The organism is Actinoplanes oblitus, assembly GCF_030252345.1.
Classification (GTDB): Bacteria; Actinomycetota; Actinomycetes; order Mycobacteriales; family Micromonosporaceae; genus Actinoplanes; species Actinoplanes oblitus.
Genome location: NZ_CP126980.1, coordinates 8,507,026 through 8,521,494, shown reverse-complemented (window position 1 = coordinate 8,521,494; position 14,469 = coordinate 8,507,026). Strand labels below are relative to the sequence as shown.

Genomic DNA, 14,469 nt, shown 5'->3' with positions numbered 1-14,469 from the left:
GTTGAGGGACACGGGATGCCCACCCGGCGGGTTGCGCGGTGGCCGCGACTAGGATGCGTGGTCATGGCTCGCGTGCTCACTCCCCGTGCGGAGGACTTCCCCCGCTGGTATCAGGACCTCATCGCCAAGGCGCAGCTCGCCGACAACGGCCCGGTGCGCGGCACGATGGTGATCCGGCCGGTCGGCTACGCCATCTGGGAGCGCATGCAGGCCGACATGGACGCCCGGATCAAAGAGCAGGGCGTGCAGAACGCGTACTTCCCGCTCTTCATCCCGGAGAACTACCTGCGCCGCGAGGCCGACCACGTGGAGGGCTTCTCGCCGGAGCTGGCCGTGGTCACCCACGCCGGCGGCAAGGAGCTCGCCGAGCCGCTGGTGGTCCGCCCCACCAGCGAGACCGTGATCGGCGAGTTCATGGCCAAGTGGGTCGACTCGTACCGTGACCTGCCCCTGCTGCTGAACCAGTGGGCCAACGTGGTGCGCTGGGAGCTGCGGCCGCGGACCTTCCTGCGGACCACCGAGTTCCTCTGGCAGGAGGGGCACACCGCGCACGCCACCGAGCAGGACGCCCGGGAGCACGCGCGGGACATCCACAAGAACGTCTACGAGGCGTTCATGACCGACCTGCTGGCCATCCCGGTGGTGCCCGGCCGCAAGACCCGGGGCGAGCGGTTCGCCGGCGCCACCAACACGATGACCGTCGAGGCCATGATGGGCGACGGTAAGGCGCTGCAGATGGGCACCTCGCACGAGCTCGGGCAGAACTTCGCCAAGGCGTTCGACATCACGTACTCCTCGGCGGAGCGCACTGTCGAGCACGCCTGGACCACCTCCTGGGGCACGTCGACCCGCATGCTGGGCGGCCTCATCATGGTGCACGGCGACGACAACGGCCTGCGGCTGCCGCCGCGGCTCGCGCCGATCCAGGTGCAGATCATGGTGGTCAAGGCGGGCGAGGGCGTCGCGGAGGCCGCGGCGCAGCTGCGCGACGACCTCAAGACCGCCGGCGTACGCGTGAAGCTGGACGACCGTGCCGACATCCCGTTCGGCCGGCGCGCCGTCGACGCCGAGTTGCAGGGCATCCCGATCCGGGTCGAGGTCGGCCCGCGTGACCTGGCCAACGGTAACGCGGTGATCGCCCGCCGGGTGGACGGCTCGAAGTCGCCGGTCGCCCTGGCCCAGGTGGCCGGCGCCGTGGTCGCCGCGCTCGAGGCCGACCAGCAGCGGCTCTACGACGACGCGCTGGCGTTCCGGGTGGAGCGCACCGTCGAGGTGAAGACGCTGGGCGAGGCGATCGAGGCGGCGCAGACCGGCTGGGCGCGGGTGCCGTGGTCGGCGGTCGGCGAGGCCGGCGAGAAGGAGGCCAACGGCAAGGCCGTCACGGTCCGCTGCCTCACCCGCGAGGACGGCAGCATGCCGGAGTCGGACGAGGAGCCGGGTCTGATCGCCTACCTCGGTCGTTCCTACTGAGCGTGATCTTCAAACCGGGTCGTCTCGTCCTGCACCGCGACACCCACCACGGCCGGATCGCCTTCGCGCATCCCGGCCGGGTGGTCTCGGACGACGAGCGCGGGCTGCTCCTCTGGGTGGCCCGCGGCTCGGCCATCGCCGTCGAGACCACGCTGGACGGGCGGTACCCGCGGGACCTGCCGTTCGTCGAGTGGATGACCGCCGAGCGGGCGCCCCGGTCCGAGCGGTGGCGGGGGCCGGGTGTGCTGCGCCTGTTCCCGCCCGGGGCGAACCACTCGGTCTGGTTCTTCCGGGACGACCGGGGTGACTTCACCAACTGGTACGTCAACCTGGAGGAGGCCGGCGTCCGCTGGGACGACGGCGAGGTCGCCGGGATCGACGTGATCGACCAGGACCTGGACATCGTGGCCGCCGCCGACCGCACCTGGCGGTGGAAGGACGAGGACGACTTCGCCGAGCGGCTCGCCGCGCCGGAGCACTACTGGGTGCCCGACGAGGCGGCGGTCTGGGCGGAGGGGCGCCGGGTGATCGCGGCGATCGAGGCCGGGGCGTTCCCGTTCGACGGCACCTGGACCGATTTCCGCCCTGATCCGGCCTGGCCGACGCCGACCGAACTGCCCGCCGGCTGGGACCGGCCGGTGGTGGCCAGGCGGTAGCCGGCGCCGGATGGCGGGGGCGGTTGGGCTTCCGGCGGTCCGGTCTGGCAGAATGGCTTGTTGGTATCCGGCATGTCGTGTGGCGCCCTCTAACCCCGCACGCACCGCCAATCCACGAGGCATCGGCCCCGCATCCCCACGCGGGTTCCGGTCGGCTCACCCACGCAGTCACCAGGAGCGAATACACCGTGGCCGTTAAGATCCGGCTCCTGCGGATGGGCAAGATCCGCAACCCGCAGTACCGCATCGTCGTCGCCGACTCGCGCACCAAGCGCGACGGCCGCGCCATCGAGTACATCGGCATCTACCAGCCGAAGGAACACCCCTCGCTGATCGAGGTCAAGTCCGACCGCGTGCAGTACTGGCTCGGCGTCGGCGCGCAGCCGAGCGAGCCCGTGCAGCGGATCCTGGAGAAGACCGGCGACTGGCAGAAGTTCAAGGGCCTGCCGGCTCCGGCGCCGCTGCTGGTCGCGCCGAGCAAGCAGAACAAGACCGAGGTGTACGAGGCCGAGGCCAAGGCTGCCGCCGGTCTCGCCGACACCAAGCCGGCCGCCACGCCGAAGAAGGCCAAGGCCGAGAAGGTCGCCGCTGCGCCGGAGGCCGCCGAGGCCAAGCCGGCCCAGACCAAGGCCGCCGACCCCGCCGAGCCGAACCGCGAGGCTGTCGCCGAGACGGCAGAGGACCCGGCCGGTGCCGGCGCCGACGCGAGCTGACGGGGCGCTCCGGCCGGCGCTGGAGCACCTCGTCAAGGGCATCGTCGACAACCCGGACGACGTCCGGGTCCGTCTGGTCGACTCGCGCCGCGGCAAGCGGCTCGAGGTCCGCGTGCACCCCGAGGACCTGGGAACGGTCATCGGGCGCGGCGGGCGCACGGCCAAGGCGCTGCGTCAGGTGATCGGGTCGATCGGTGGGCGCGGCATCCGCGTCGACATCGTCGACGCGTACTGACCGATGCTGCTCGTCGTCGGCCAGATCGGTAAACCGCACGGCATCCGGGGCGAGGTCTCGGTGGTCGTGCGGACCGACGAGCCCGAGGAACGCTTCACCGTCGGGTCGGTGTTCATCACGGAGGTCCCCCGGGACCGCCGGGTGAGCACCGGCCCGGCGGGCACCCCCGCTCCCGGCGCTCGCTTCGAAGTTCCGAAACAACTCACCCTCGAGCAGATCCGCTGGCATCAGGGCCGCGGCATCGCGCTCTTCGAGGGCATCTACGACCGCAACGTCGCCGAGGCGATGCGCGGCGTGCTCCTGCAGGTGGACAGCTCCGAGCTGACCCCGCCGGACGACCCGGACGAGTTCCACGACCACCAGCTGATCGGGCTGCGGGTCGAGTCGCTCGACGGCGTCGAGCTGGGCACCGTGCAGCGGATCGACCACGCCCCGTCCTCGGACCTGATCGTGCTGGCCAAGTCCGCCGGGGGGACCGCGCTGATCCCGTTCGTGACGGCGATGGTCCCGACGGTCGACATCGCCGGTGGCCGTGTCGTCGTCGATCTCCCCGAAGGACTGCTGGACCTGTGAAGGTCGACATCATCTCGATCTTCCCGGACTACTTCGCCCCGCTCGACCTCTCGCTGATCGGCAAGGCGCGGACCACCGGGACGCTCGATCTGTCCGTGCACGACCTGCGCACCTGGACCTACGACGTGCACCGCACCGTCGACGACAGCCCGTACGGCGGCGGTCCCGGCATGGTGATGCGTCCGGAGCCGTGGGGCGAGGCGCTGGACGCCGTCGGCACGCCGGACGCGACGCTGGTCATCCCGTCCCCGGTCGGCAAGCCGTTCACCCAGGCCGACGCGTACGAGCTGGCCGCGCTGCCGCACCTGGTCTTCGCGTGCGGGCGCTACGAGGGCATCGACCAGCGGGTGATCGACGACGCGGCGGCGCGGATGCCGGTGCGGGAGGTCTCCCTCGGCGACTACGTGCTGTTCGGTGGCGAGGTGGCGGTCATCGTGATCATGGAGGCGATCACCCGGCTGCTGCCCGGTGTGCTGGGCAACGCCGACTCGCTGACCGAGGAGTCGCACGCGGCCGGCCTGCTGGAGGCCCCGGTCTACACCAAGCCGGCGTCCTGGCGGGACCGGGAGGTGCCGGACGTGCTGCGGTCGGGTGACCACGGGCGGATCGCGCGCTGGCGCCGTACCGAAAGCCTGTTGCGGACCGCGGCCCGGCGGCCGGACCTCTTCGCCGCCTACCCGCCGGAGGCGCTCGACAAGAAGGACCGCAAGGCCCTCGACGAGGCCGGATTGGAGCTCCCGCCACCCGGTGTGGCAAAGTAGGGAGGTTGCCGTCTCCACCCCGCGCCGTGGGGTGGGACGAGGACCTTCTGGAGTGGCGGAAGGTCAGAATCACCCACCGCGTCACCGAACTCACGGTGCGCTTAGTTCTACGAGGATGCAGCGATGAACACGCTGGACGAGCTCGACGCCCAGTCGCGGCGCACCGACATTCCGGACTTCCGCGCCGGTGACACCCTCAAGGTGTACGCCCGGGTCGTCGAAGGTAACCGTTCCCGTGTCCAGGTCTTCCAGGGCGTCGTGATCGCCCGCCAGGGCTCCGGCCTGCGGGAGACCTTCAAGGTCCGCAAGATCAGCTTCGGCGTCGGTGTCGAGCGGACCTACCCGTTCAACAGCCCGGCGATCGACAAGATCGAGGTCGTCACCCGTGGTGCCGTCCGCCGCGCCAAGCTCTACTACCTGCGTGAGCTGCGGGGCAAGAAGGCCAAGATCAAGGAGCTTCGCGAGAAGCAGACCGTCTGAGCCTCTCAGATTCGGCACAGCCGCGAGGGCCTAGGCTGGCGGCTGTGCCGGATGATGAACCATTCCAGTCCTACCGCTCGTAACTTCCCCTAGCCGGGAAACTCGGGCGGTAGTGCTGTATCCGGGGGCGGTTCGGCCGGGAGCGTCAGGAGATGCGAAGCGTGGATCCGATGGAAGGCTATCGTCCGGCCCGGCGGCGGTCGGTGATACGGCGTAAGGAAATGCCCCTCTGGCAGGAGCTCCCGCTGCTGCTGGTGGTCGCGTTCTGCCTGGCCGTGCTCATCCGCACCTTCCTGGTCCAGGCGTTCTACATCCCCTCCGGGTCGATGCAGAAGACGCTGGAACTCAAGGACCGCGTGCTGGTCAACAAGGTCGTCTACGACATGCGCGACCCGCTGCGCGGCGAGATCGTGGTGTTCCGCGGTACCGACAACTGGGCGCCGGAGACCACCGAACCGGTCAGCAACACCTTCGGCGCGAAACTCGGTCGGACCATCGGTGACCTGGTCGGGGTCAGCCGACCCGGGGAGCGCGACTTCATCAAACGGGTGATCGGCCTTCCGGGTGACAAGGTCGCCTGCTGTGACGACCAGGGCCGGATCACGGTGAACGGCGTCGGTATCGATGAGGCCTACATCGCTGACGGCTTCAACTCCGACCTGAGCCAGCCGCCGATCGCCGGCCAGTGCACCAGCCGGAAATTCGCCGAGATCACCGTGCCGGCCGGGCAGATGTTCGTGATGGGCGACCACCGCCTGGTGTCTCAGGACGCGCGCTGCCAGGGTCCGGTGCCGATCCAGAACGTGATCGGGCGCGCGTTCGTCACCGTCTGGCCGAGCGACAGATTCAAGAGCCTCGACGTCCCGCCGGTCTGGAAACAGTTCGCCGAGGATCATCCGACGGCGGCCGCCGGCCCCCCGGTGCCCCAGCCGCGACAGGATCCCGAGGTGGCCGGCAACCTTTTCCCGCTGCTGCTGAGTGCGGCGTTATCCGCGCGTTCCGGCATGTCGTTCGTGACTCGACGACGTAGGCTCCGAGCGTGATTGACGAGCAGACCGAAAAACGCCGCGGTTCCTTCTGGCGTGAGCTTCCCATCCTGCTGGGCGTGGCGATTCTGGTCGCCGTCCTGGTGCGCGCCTTCGTGCTGCAGACGTTCTACATCCCGTCCCCGTCGATGGAGCACACGCTCAACGTGTGGGACCGGGTGCTGGTCAACAAGCTCGTCTATGACTTCCGTGACCCGAAACGCGGCGAGATCATCGTCTTCAAGGCGCCCAAGGAATGGCAGTCCGGTGCCGAGGGCGAGGACTTCATCAAGCGGGTGATCGGCACCGCTGGTGACCACGTGGTCTGCTGCGACCCGCAGAACCGGCTGATCATCAACGGACACTCGCTGGACGAGCCGTACATCTACACCGACGCCGACGGCACCCGGAACCAGGTGGCCGACGAGAAGTTCGACATCACCGTTCCGGCCGGGCGGATCTGGGTGATGGGTGACCACCGCGAGGCGTCCGGCGACTCGCTGGAGCACTACGAGCAGAGCACCGCCGCCGACGAGGCCGGCAAGATGGCCGACTCGACGATCACCGTCGACTCGGTGGTCGGGCGGGCGTTCACCATCTTCTGGCCGGCCGGTCGCGCGACCTGGCTGACCGTTCCGGACACGTACGACGACATCCCGGACGCCGCCGGCCGGTGAGAGGGCGGTTCGGAAGATCGATTCCGGGCGCTTAGGCTGGAACCGTGTCCGACGCGAACCAGCACGTGATAACCCGCCGCGCCGGCCGGGTTCTCCTGGTCGACCAGGCGGGCCGCGCGCTGCTCCTGCGCGGCGGTGACCCGGCCCGGCCCGGGCTCCACTGGTGGTTCACCCCGGGCGGCGGGCTGGAGCCGGGGGAGAGCCCGGTCGAGGCGGCCGCGCGGGAGCTGTTCGAGGAGATCGGCCTGCGGGTCGAGCCGGCCGAGCTGGCCGGGCCGATCCGGCACGAGCGGACCGAGTTCTCCTTCGACAGCCGGGACTACCGGCAGGCCCAGGACTTCTTCCTGCTCCGGGTCGCCGGCTGGCAGGTCGACATGGCCGGGATGGACGCGCAGGAGCGGCTCACCATCACCGAGCACCGCTGGTGGTCGGCGGCCGAGATCGAGGCGAGCGACGAGCTGATCTACCCGGCTGACCTGGCGGTCCTGCTGGGTGAGCAGGTCGACGGCGTACCGGAAACGGGTCTGTGATGTTGGCCCCACCGCGCACCGTGGTCCGGCGGGAAGCCGGCCTCTACGCCCTGGAGCAGGCACTGCAGCGGCGCGGCTTCGCGCACGTCGCCGGCGCCGACGAGGCCGGCCGGGGCGCCTGCGCCGGCCCGCTGGTGGCGGCCGCGGCGATCCTGCCGGCCGGCAAGCGCGGCGAGGTGCCCGGCCTGGCCGACTCCAAGCTGCTCACCGCCGCGGCCCGGGAGCGGGTGTACGACCAGGTGGTCGCCCGTGCCCTGGCCTGGTCCGTGATGATCATCCCGCCCACCGAGGTGGACGCGCGCGGCCTGCACGTGTGCAACCTGGCGGCGATGCGCCGCGCGCTCGCCTCGCTCACCGTCCGCCCGGACTACGTGCTGACCGACGGTTTCCCGGTGGACGGGCTCGGTGTGCCCGGGCTCGCGGTGTGGAAGGGCGACCGGGTGGCGGCCTGCGTCGCGGCCGCCAGCGTCCTGGCCAAGGTCACCCGGGACCGGCTGATGGTGGAGTTGGACGAGAAGTTTCCGGATTACGGTTTCGCGGTACATAAAGGTTATATAACGGACGAGCACAGCGCTGCGCTGTCGAAGCACGGTCCCTGCGCCGAGCACCGGTTCTCCTACGTGAACGTGGCCGCAGCCTCCGGGCGCGGCAACGTGCCGCCGCGGGCGCGCCGCCCGGTGACCCGGCCGGCGGACCCGGTGCCGTCATTGTTCGACGTATCCGTTACCGAGCCGCTGCTGCTTCCGGGGGCGGCTGAGGGTACCGTCGGCGTGGCGTCGGGCGAGCAGCCTCAGCCGTCGCCGTCGGTGGGGGAAGATGAGGCCATGGAGGGCGAAACACGATGAGCGCAGAGGATCTCGAGAAGTACGAGACCGAGATGGAGCTGCAGCTCTACCGGGAGTACCGCGACATCGTCCGCCAGTTCTCCTACGTGGTGGAGACCGAGCGCCGGTTCTACCTGGCCAACCAGGTGGACCTGCACGTGCGCAACTCCGACGGCGAGGTGTACTTCGAGGTCGAGATGCACGACGCCTGGGTCTGGGACATGTACCGTCCGGCCCGGTTCGTCAAGAACGTCCGGGTGATGACGTTCAAGGACGTGAACGTCGAGGAGCTGGAGAAACCGGACATCTCGCTGCCTGACGACGCCGGCTTCGGCAGCTGAGGTTTCCACAGCCCGCGGTTGTCCACAGGGCGGGTCGCCGGCCGGCTGACGGCTGGCCAGACTCGCCCGCATGTTCTTGTTCCTCACGCTCGTGCTGGCCGCGCTCCCGGTCCCCGGTCCGTACCGCTGGCCGGTCGCGCCGCCGCGGGTGACCCGGCGCTTCGAGGCGCCGCCGCAGCCCTGGCTGGCCGGGCACCGCGGCGTCGACCTGGCCGCGCCACCCGGCGCGACGATCCGCTCCGCCGGTCCGGGCACCGTCGTCTACGCCGGGACGCTGGCCGGGCGCGGGGTGGTCAGCGTCGCGCACGCCGGCGGGCTGCGCACCACGTACGAGCCGGTGACGGCCGTCGTCCGGGCCGGCGACCGGGTGGCCGCCGGTGATCCGCTGGGCACCCTCGACGCCGGTCATCCGGGCTGCCCGGCCGCGGCCTGCCTGCACTGGGGTCTGCGGCAGGCCGGTGGCTACCTCGACCCGCTGACCCTGCTCGGCCGGGGCCGGGTCCGGTTGTTACCACTGCCCGCTGGTGAGCAGATTCGGCAGTCGCTCGGCGAGCAGGTGATACTCCTCCGGCACGTTGTAGATCTGCGCGCTCAGCCGCAGCAGGCCGCGGCCGCCCCAGGCGTTCACCGCGACCTCCACGCCCAGCTTGTCGGCGATGTGCTGGCGCAGCGCGTGTGCCTCCGGAGTGGTGGTGGCCACCCCGGCGGGCAGCGGCACGACCCGCATCGAGACCCCGGGTCCGCCCGGGTCCGGCAGGTCCGCCGGCGTCAGGCCGAGGGCGCGACCGACAACCCGCTGACCGTACGCCGCCAGCGCCGCGTTGTGCTCCCGGATCGCGTCCAGTCCGAGCGTGCGCATGGCGTAGACGCCCGCCGGAGCCGCCAGCCACGGCGTGTAGTCGAGAGTGCCCTGCGACTCCACCGACAGCGGGAAGCCCTGATCGTGGTCCCAGGAGACGACCAGCGGGTCGATCCGCCGGCGCCACGCGGGCGCCACCGCCAGCAGGGAGGTGCCGCGTGGCGCCCAGGCCCACTTGTGCAGGTTGCCCACCCAGAAGTCGGCGCCGATCGCGGTGACGTCGACCGGCAGCATGCCCGGCACGTGCGCCGCGTCGACGAGCACCGGGATGCCCTGGGCGCGGGCCGCCGCCACGATCTGCTGGACCGGCAGCAGGGTGGCGGTGGCCGAGGTCAGCTGGTCGACGATGAGCAGGCGGGTGCGGTCGGGGCGGAGGGCGGAGCGTACCCGGGAAATGATCTCCGGTCCGGAGGCGCCGAGCGGGACCGCCACCGTCCGGGCGGTCGCGCCGGTGCGCCGGCACTCCCGCCGCACCGCCATCGCGACCGCGCCATAGGCGTGGTCGGTGAGCAACACCTCGTCCGACCGGCTCAGGGTCGCCGACTGCAGCACCAGGCTGACCGCGGCGGTGGTGTTCGAGATGAGCGCGCTGCCCTCCGGGTCGGCGCCCAGGAAGCCGGCCAGATGCCGTCGGGTGTGGACGACCCGATCGGCCAGCCCGGTGCCGAAGAACCGCATCGGGTTCAGCTCCATCTCGTCGCGCAGCCGCTGCTGGGCGCGCTGCACGCTGATCGGGAGCGCGCCGAACGACCCGTGGTTGAGATAGGACACCGCCGGATCCAGCGAGAACAGCAGGCGGGCGCCGGGGATGGGAAGGGGCGGATCTTCGGCGCTCATGCTCAGGATCGTACGTGCCGGAGGCGGCGTCAGGCTCGTGGATGCGCCTGGTTGAAGGCGGCGCGCAGGCGCTCGGTGGAGACATGGGTGTAGATCTGCGTGCTGGACAGCGAGCTGTGGCCGAGCAGCTCCTGGACGGCGCGGAGGTCGGCGCCGCCGTCCAGGAGGTGGGTGGCGGCGGAGTGACGCAGGTCGTGCGGTTTGGTGTGCGGGAGGTTGGCGGCGCGGGCGGCGTTGGCGACGATCCGGCGGACCACGGTGGGTTGGAGGCGGCCACCCTTGAGCCCTAGGAACAGGGGGTCACTTCTCGTTTTCGTGCCGGCCCTCGTGATGGCCCGGGGCTTGCCGGCGGCGGCCCTCGTGTTGCCGGCGGCGTTCGCGGCCAGGGCCGGGCGCCCGTTTCGGAGCCAGGCGGCGAGGGCGTCGCGGGCCGGGTGGCCGTAGGGGACGGCGCGTTCCTTGCCGCCCTTGCCGAAGACCCGGACCACCTGCCGGACGTGGTCGATGTCGGCCTGATCGAGGTCGCAGAGTTCGCTGACCCGGATGCCGGTGGCGTAGAGCAGCTCCAGGACCGCCCGATCCCGGATCGCGACCACGTCGCCGGTCATGCTGCCGCGTCCTGCCCGGCTGCCGTCCTCGGCGGTTCTGCGGCCCTCCGCCTGGTCGCTGCCCGGGGCCGCCTCGTCGTGGGGCCGCCTGCTGTGTCCGACCGTTCCGCTGTCCGCGGCCTCGCTGTCCGGCCCGGTTGCCCTGCCGGCCGCGGCCCTTTCGGCTGGCTGGTCTCCGGACCGGTCGGCGCCCGGCCGTGCCGGGTCTTGTCCCGGGGCGGTGACCAGGGCGGCCGCCTGGTCGGCGCGGAGCACGTGGGGAAGGTCCCGATACGCGCGCGGACTGGCCAGCCCGGCGCCCGGATCGGCGGCGGTGAGGCCGGCATGATGCGCCCACCCGGTGAAGGCCCGGGCCGCTGCGGCGCGGCGAGCCTGTGACGTCCGCGCGGCGCCCTCACTCAACCGCGCCGCGAGCCACCCGCGAAGCGCCGCGATGTCCAACTCGCCGACCGTCGAACAGCCCTGGTCGGCGGCGTGTGCCAGCAGCGAGACGACGTCACCGAGGTAGGCCCGTACGGTGTGCGCCGACCGTCCCTCGACGACCGCCAGGTGATGCCCGAACCGGTCCACGGCCTCACGCAGCTGCAGCGGAAGCGACTCGTGCAGCCCCCGCACGCTCTTGCGGACCGGCCGTCGTCGATAGGCGTCCATGCCGCCATTCTTGTCATACCCCACCCATAGATTCCCACCATGGCGCGCCGCTGGAATCCCGTCTGCCGGCCCCCGCATGTGCCGGTGTCACCGCTCGGGGGACCGACGCCGGCCCTGCCGGTCAACCGGGATGTCGCGGTCTGCGGGGTGCGTCTTTTCGCGGCCCGCCGCGGGCCGGTCGGCTGTTTGTGGTGCGCTGGGTCAGGGGCGGGTGAGGTGCAGGCGGTCTGCGGGGTGCGTCTTTCCGCGGCTCACCGCGGGCCGGTCGGCTGTTTGTGGTGCGCTGGGTCAGGGACGGGTGAGGTGCACGCGATCTGCGGGGTGGACCGTCTCGGTGCCGTCCGGTGCGGTCACCACCAGGACCGGGGTGCCCTCGCCGAGACGGTGTTTCCGGCGCTCGGCGTCGGTCGGCATCCGGGCGCTCACGCGCTCGCCGCGAGCGAGCGGGACGACCTCCACCGGCTCCGGCACCCGGACGAAGGTCCCACGTGGCCGGTCCACCGTGACCAGCCCCTCGGTCCGCAGCTGCCCGATCGCCTGGCGCACCGTGGTCCGGCTGATCCCGTAATCCTGCGCCAGCCGCAGCTCACTGGGCAGTGGCTCCCCGGGCCCGAGCTCACCCGACTTGATCTGATCGCGCAGCAGGTCAGCGAGCTGCCGAAAGACCGCGCGGTCCGCCGAGTGATCGATCATGGCGATTATTTTACGTGACCACGATCCTCCATCACGTTGTACCTACAGACCGATATAACTATGATGACAGTGTCGCCCCGGAAAGGCCCAGCCAATCCAGGCGGCAGAGCGGGCGGCGGTTTTGCCAGGCCGGTCGGAAGACTGCTGGGCGCGACCGCCGCCCGTTCCTCGAGGCCGTTCTCTGAGGCCGCTCTTCGGCCCGTGATCGCAGTGCCCGGGCCGCCCGCTCGCTGCCGCTTCCACTCTCGCGGTCCGTGACCAGGACCCGACCATGCCCCCGCCGCGACCGCGTCTTGCCTCTCGGTCGGCGGCCGCATCCGGCCGGGCCCCAGCCGTGACCGCCTCCTGCATCCGATTCGCGACCGTGGTCCAGGCTGCGATGGCGAGTTCCTGGGTGGGGGCCCGGATGCCGAGGAGGACTGGATGCGGCATACCCGCCAGCACCACGCCGCGTCACGACGATGATGGGCTGCTTCTTGCCCAGGCGAGGAAGCGCTCGTAGAGGTTTACTTGAGGCGCCTCTCCGGCGGCGGTCATGTCCTGGAGTGCCTCGTACATCTGCGTGGACAGATAGATCCGCAGCAGCGACGGAAAAGCGCGGTATTCGTGCAGCAGCTTCCCCCGGGCAATGGCGCACGGCCATGGCGAACCACAGGCCAGGCAGTCCCAGTCCGGCCGTTGGTGCAGGTGTTCGACTTCCTGTGCGCTGGTCAACAAAGTTCCCCCGGATCCGGCCAAAACCATCACGTCCAGTCCCGAACCCCGAGCCCGCCAAGCGATGGCGTCCTCCAGCAGCGCAACGCCAGCAACCCGCTCGCGCTCCGTGGTGCCTTCCGCCGCGAGCGGTGCCTCCGCCGCTGGTGTGGGCCGGTGACGCCTGGCGGTTCGTTGTGTGCTCGCGATTCGCGCTGTCACCGTGGACGGCGCCTCCACCGGCCAGTGAGTTGGTGACCAGTGCCGCCCTAGTGGTTCGTGGTGCCGCCGCCGGGCGGTGCCTCCGCCGGCTGGTGTGGGCCGGTGGCGCCTGGCGGTTCGTTGTGTGTTCGCGGTTTGTGGTGCTGTCGCCGTGGGCGGTGCCTCCGCCGGCCGGTGTGGGCCGGTGGCGCCTGGCGGTTCGTTGTGTGCTCGCGGTCCGTGCTGTCGCTATGAGCGGTGCCTCCACCGGCCGGCGTGGGTCGGCCAGTGACGCTCTCGCGGTTCGTGTGGTGTGGTGCCGATGGCGTCGCCGGTCGCACAGCCTTCCGGCGTGTGGAGTCATCGGGCGCTCAGGTAGGCACTTGACTGCGGCCGTGTTCCTGGCCCTTCGCGGCGGCGATTACCTCAGCACGCTGCGGTCTTATCGTTCTTGCCATGGTTCAGCGCCGGTCGCGCCGGTCTGCCGTATGCATCGTTGGTTGCGTTGCTCGGCTCGATATCCGGCGGCTCTTCCGGCTGGATCTTCAGTGGTGCGGCCCGCTGTCAGCGATCATCGCGGCGGCGTTGCAGGTGGTATTCGAACGGGTCGTTGCGGCGGGTGCGATGTCGTTGTCCCGGTGTCAGGTTTCCCGCCCTGCCCGCATTCCCCTCCGGGTGCCGCAACTCGCTCTCGGCGGCTGCGTCGGGCCGGCCATCTCCCGGCCGGCCGCTGTTTGATGTGACTCCTCCGTGGGCGGTGGGATCGAGCGGCCGGTTCGGTGGCGCGGCCGGGCCGCCGATGGGCCGGCGCTGCCGCGGAATCCCGACCCGGGGTGCGGCCGCCATGTGCGGCGCCCGGTCACCCGGCAGCGTGTTGTCAGGTGGCGCCAGCGAGCCCGGCGGTGTGTTGTCAGGTGTCGCCAGCGAGCCCGGCGGTGTGTTGTCAGGTGTCGCCAGCGAGCCCGGCGGAGTGGTGTCAGGTGTCGCCAGCGAACCCGGCGGTGTGTTGTCAGGTGACGCCAGAGAACCCGGCGGAGTGGTGTCGGGAAGCACCGGCGAGCCCGGCGCCGGATACGGCCTGGGCGTCGAAGGCACCTTCCGATCGACGCACGGTGCCGGTAAGCCGCACCGGCAGCGACGCCACAGGGTGCGCCAGTCACGGCGGTGAACAGGGGAATAGGGAACTTGCTTACTAGTCGTTCGACATCTAGTCATGAGCCCGATAGTAATGGATCGGCGACTAGCTGTCTCCCGCCAAGTTGCCGAATGCCTAATAGTCTCGCGCCTACGGTCGATCACGTGGGAGTGAAGCCGATCCGCCTCATGGGCGCACACGAGATCCGCATTCGCCTGGGTGGTGTGAGCCGCCAGCGCGCGTACCAGATCACCAGTCGCGCGGACTTTCCGAAGCCGATCGCCGATCTTGCGCAGGGCAAGGTGTGGCTGACCGAGGACGTCGAGGCGTGGATGAAGGTCCATCGCCGTGACCTGGACGAATCCGAGGACTGACCGTCCCGGCCCGGTCCGGGGTGGCGTCAGCGTGCCGCCTCGGTGCCGGATCATCCGGTTGGCCCACGACGGCGTCGCCGGGCCGGCGTGCCGGGCGACGAGTCTCCGCGGTCGTGCGGCGGATGTGGTGCCG

General features: G+C 70.8%; 17 protein-coding genes and 1 pseudogene. 14 read left to right on the top strand and 4 right to left on the bottom strand.

Annotated features, from left to right (window positions below; genetic code table 11):
* The first annotated feature begins 63 nt into the window (after positions 1 to 63).
* From proS to Actob_RS37760, 13 genes and pseudogenes are all read left to right on the top strand, one after another.
* Entirely contained in the window at positions 64 to 1,470 is a 1,407-nt protein-coding gene (proS, locus tag Actob_RS37820) for a proline--tRNA ligase (RefSeq protein ID WP_284916775.1), read from the top strand.
* Between the two features lie 2 nt (positions 1,471 to 1,472).
* Positions 1,473 to 2,126: a DUF402 domain-containing protein gene (locus tag Actob_RS37815; RefSeq protein WP_284916774.1), complete on the top strand. Its 654-nt coding sequence runs from the start codon at positions 1,473 to 1,475 to the stop codon at positions 2,124 to 2,126.
* 188 nt (positions 2,127 to 2,314) lie between these two features.
* The gene (gene rpsP, locus Actob_RS37810; RefSeq protein ID WP_284916773.1) at positions 2,315 to 2,839 is read left to right on the top strand and encodes a 30S ribosomal protein S16; all 525 of its coding nucleotides are present in this window, start codon (positions 2,315 to 2,317) and stop codon (positions 2,837 to 2,839) included.
* Positions 2,817 to 3,074, top strand: a complete 258-nt coding sequence (locus Actob_RS37805; RefSeq protein ID WP_014447131.1) for an RNA-binding protein — start codon at positions 2,817 to 2,819, stop codon at positions 3,072 to 3,074. The genes rpsP and Actob_RS37805 overlap by 23 nt, the downstream gene beginning before the upstream one ends.
* A gap of 6 nt (positions 3,075 to 3,080) precedes the next feature.
* A complete protein-coding gene (gene rimM / locus Actob_RS37800) occupies positions 3,081 to 3,647 on the top strand; it encodes a ribosome maturation factor RimM (protein WP_284922472.1) in 567 nt (188 codons plus the stop codon).
* The gene (gene trmD, locus Actob_RS37795) at positions 3,644 to 4,408 is read left to right on the top strand and encodes a tRNA (guanosine(37)-N1)-methyltransferase TrmD (protein ID WP_284916772.1); all 765 of its coding nucleotides are present in this window, start codon (positions 3,644 to 3,646) and stop codon (positions 4,406 to 4,408) included. The genes rimM and trmD overlap by 4 nt, the downstream gene beginning before the upstream one ends.
* 123 nt (positions 4,409 to 4,531) lie before the next feature.
* On the top strand, positions 4,532 to 4,888 hold the full coding sequence (gene rplS, locus Actob_RS37790; protein WP_284916771.1) for a 50S ribosomal protein L19: 357 nt from the start codon (positions 4,532 to 4,534) through the stop codon (positions 4,886 to 4,888).
* A gap of 152 nt (positions 4,889 to 5,040) precedes the next feature.
* A complete protein-coding gene (gene lepB / locus Actob_RS37785; RefSeq protein WP_284916770.1) occupies positions 5,041 to 5,931 on the top strand; it encodes a signal peptidase I in 891 nt (296 codons plus the stop codon).
* On the top strand, positions 5,928 to 6,590 hold the full coding sequence (lepB, locus tag Actob_RS37780; protein ID WP_284916769.1) for a signal peptidase I: 663 nt from the start codon (positions 5,928 to 5,930) through the stop codon (positions 6,588 to 6,590). The genes lepB (Actob_RS37785) and lepB (Actob_RS37780) overlap by 4 nt, the downstream gene beginning before the upstream one ends.
* Before the next feature lie 44 nt (positions 6,591 to 6,634).
* Positions 6,635 to 7,120 carry an NUDIX hydrolase gene (locus Actob_RS37775; RefSeq protein ID WP_284916768.1) on the top strand — a complete coding sequence of 162 codons (486 nt, stop codon included), beginning with the start codon at positions 6,635 to 6,637 and terminating at the stop codon, positions 7,118 to 7,120.
* Complete coding sequence (locus Actob_RS37770; protein WP_284916767.1) at positions 7,120 to 7,965, top strand: ribonuclease HII; 846 nt, start codon at positions 7,120 to 7,122, stop codon at positions 7,963 to 7,965. Before Actob_RS37775 ends, Actob_RS37770 begins: the two co-directional genes overlap by 1 nt.
* Complete coding sequence (locus Actob_RS37765) at positions 7,962 to 8,285, top strand: DUF2469 domain-containing protein (RefSeq protein ID WP_020517955.1); 324 nt, start codon at positions 7,962 to 7,964, stop codon at positions 8,283 to 8,285. Before Actob_RS37770 ends, Actob_RS37765 begins: the two co-directional genes overlap by 4 nt.
* Before the next feature lie 70 nt (positions 8,286 to 8,355).
* A pseudogene (locus Actob_RS37760) lies at positions 8,356 to 8,700 on the top strand (murein hydrolase activator EnvC family protein); the annotation flags it as partial.
* Between the two features lie 93 nt (positions 8,701 to 8,793).
* On the opposite strand, the gene Actob_RS37755 reads toward Actob_RS37760, so the two are convergent.
* From Actob_RS37755 to Actob_RS37740, 4 genes are all read right to left on the bottom strand, one after another.
* On the bottom strand, positions 8,794 to 9,981 hold the full coding sequence (locus Actob_RS37755) for an aminotransferase class V-fold PLP-dependent enzyme (protein ID WP_284916766.1): 1,188 nt from the start codon (positions 9,979 to 9,981) through the stop codon (positions 8,794 to 8,796).
* A 29-nt stretch (positions 9,982 to 10,010) separates the two neighbouring features.
* Entirely contained in the window at positions 10,011 to 11,240 is a 1,230-nt protein-coding gene (locus tag Actob_RS37750) for a tyrosine recombinase XerC (RefSeq protein ID WP_284916765.1), read from the bottom strand.
* A 288-nt stretch (positions 11,241 to 11,528) separates the two neighbouring features.
* Complete coding sequence (locus Actob_RS37745) at positions 11,529 to 11,933, bottom strand: winged helix-turn-helix domain-containing protein (protein ID WP_284916764.1); 405 nt, start codon at positions 11,931 to 11,933, stop codon at positions 11,529 to 11,531.
* Between the two features lie 453 nt (positions 11,934 to 12,386).
* On the bottom strand, positions 12,387 to 12,647 hold the full coding sequence (locus Actob_RS37740) for a hypothetical protein (protein WP_284916763.1): 261 nt from the start codon (positions 12,645 to 12,647) through the stop codon (positions 12,387 to 12,389).
* Positions 12,648 to 14,150: 1,503 nt separating this feature from the next.
* On the opposite strand from Actob_RS37740, the gene Actob_RS37735 reads away from it, so the two are divergent.
* Positions 14,151 to 14,336 (top strand): DNA-binding protein, encoded by a 186-nt coding sequence (locus Actob_RS37735; protein WP_185046227.1) that lies wholly within the window; start codon positions 14,151 to 14,153, stop codon positions 14,334 to 14,336.
* Positions 14,337 to 14,469 lie beyond the last annotated feature (133 nt).

Excerpts from the sequence above, each read along its gene's own strand:
- proS (WP_284916775.1), top strand. The coding sequence starts at position 64 with ATGGCTCGCGTGCTCACTCCCCGTGCGGAGGACTTCCCCCGCTGGTAT.
- rplS (WP_284916771.1), top strand. The coding sequence starts at position 4,532 with ATGAACACGCTGGACGAGCTCGACGCCCAGTCGCGGCGCACCGACATT.
- lepB (WP_284916770.1), top strand. The coding sequence starts at position 5,041 with ATGCGAAGCGTGGATCCGATGGAAGGCTATCGTCCGGCCCGGCGGCGG.
- Actob_RS37770 (WP_284916767.1), top strand. The coding sequence starts at position 7,120 with ATGTTGGCCCCACCGCGCACCGTGGTCCGGCGGGAAGCCGGCCTCTAC.
- Actob_RS37765 (WP_020517955.1), top strand. The coding sequence starts at position 7,962 with ATGAGCGCAGAGGATCTCGAGAAGTACGAGACCGAGATGGAGCTGCAG.
- Actob_RS37755 (WP_284916766.1), bottom strand. The coding sequence starts at position 9,981 with ATGAGCGCCGAAGATCCGCCCCTTCCCATCCCCGGCGCCCGCCTGCTG.
- Actob_RS37750 (WP_284916765.1), bottom strand. The coding sequence starts at position 11,240 with ATGGACGCCTATCGACGACGGCCGGTCCGCAAGAGCGTGCGGGGGCTG.
- Actob_RS37745 (WP_284916764.1), bottom strand. The coding sequence starts at position 11,933 with ATGATCGATCACTCGGCGGACCGCGCGGTCTTTCGGCAGCTCGCTGAC.
- Actob_RS37735 (WP_185046227.1), top strand. The coding sequence starts at position 14,151 with ATGGGCGCACACGAGATCCGCATTCGCCTGGGTGGTGTGAGCCGCCAG.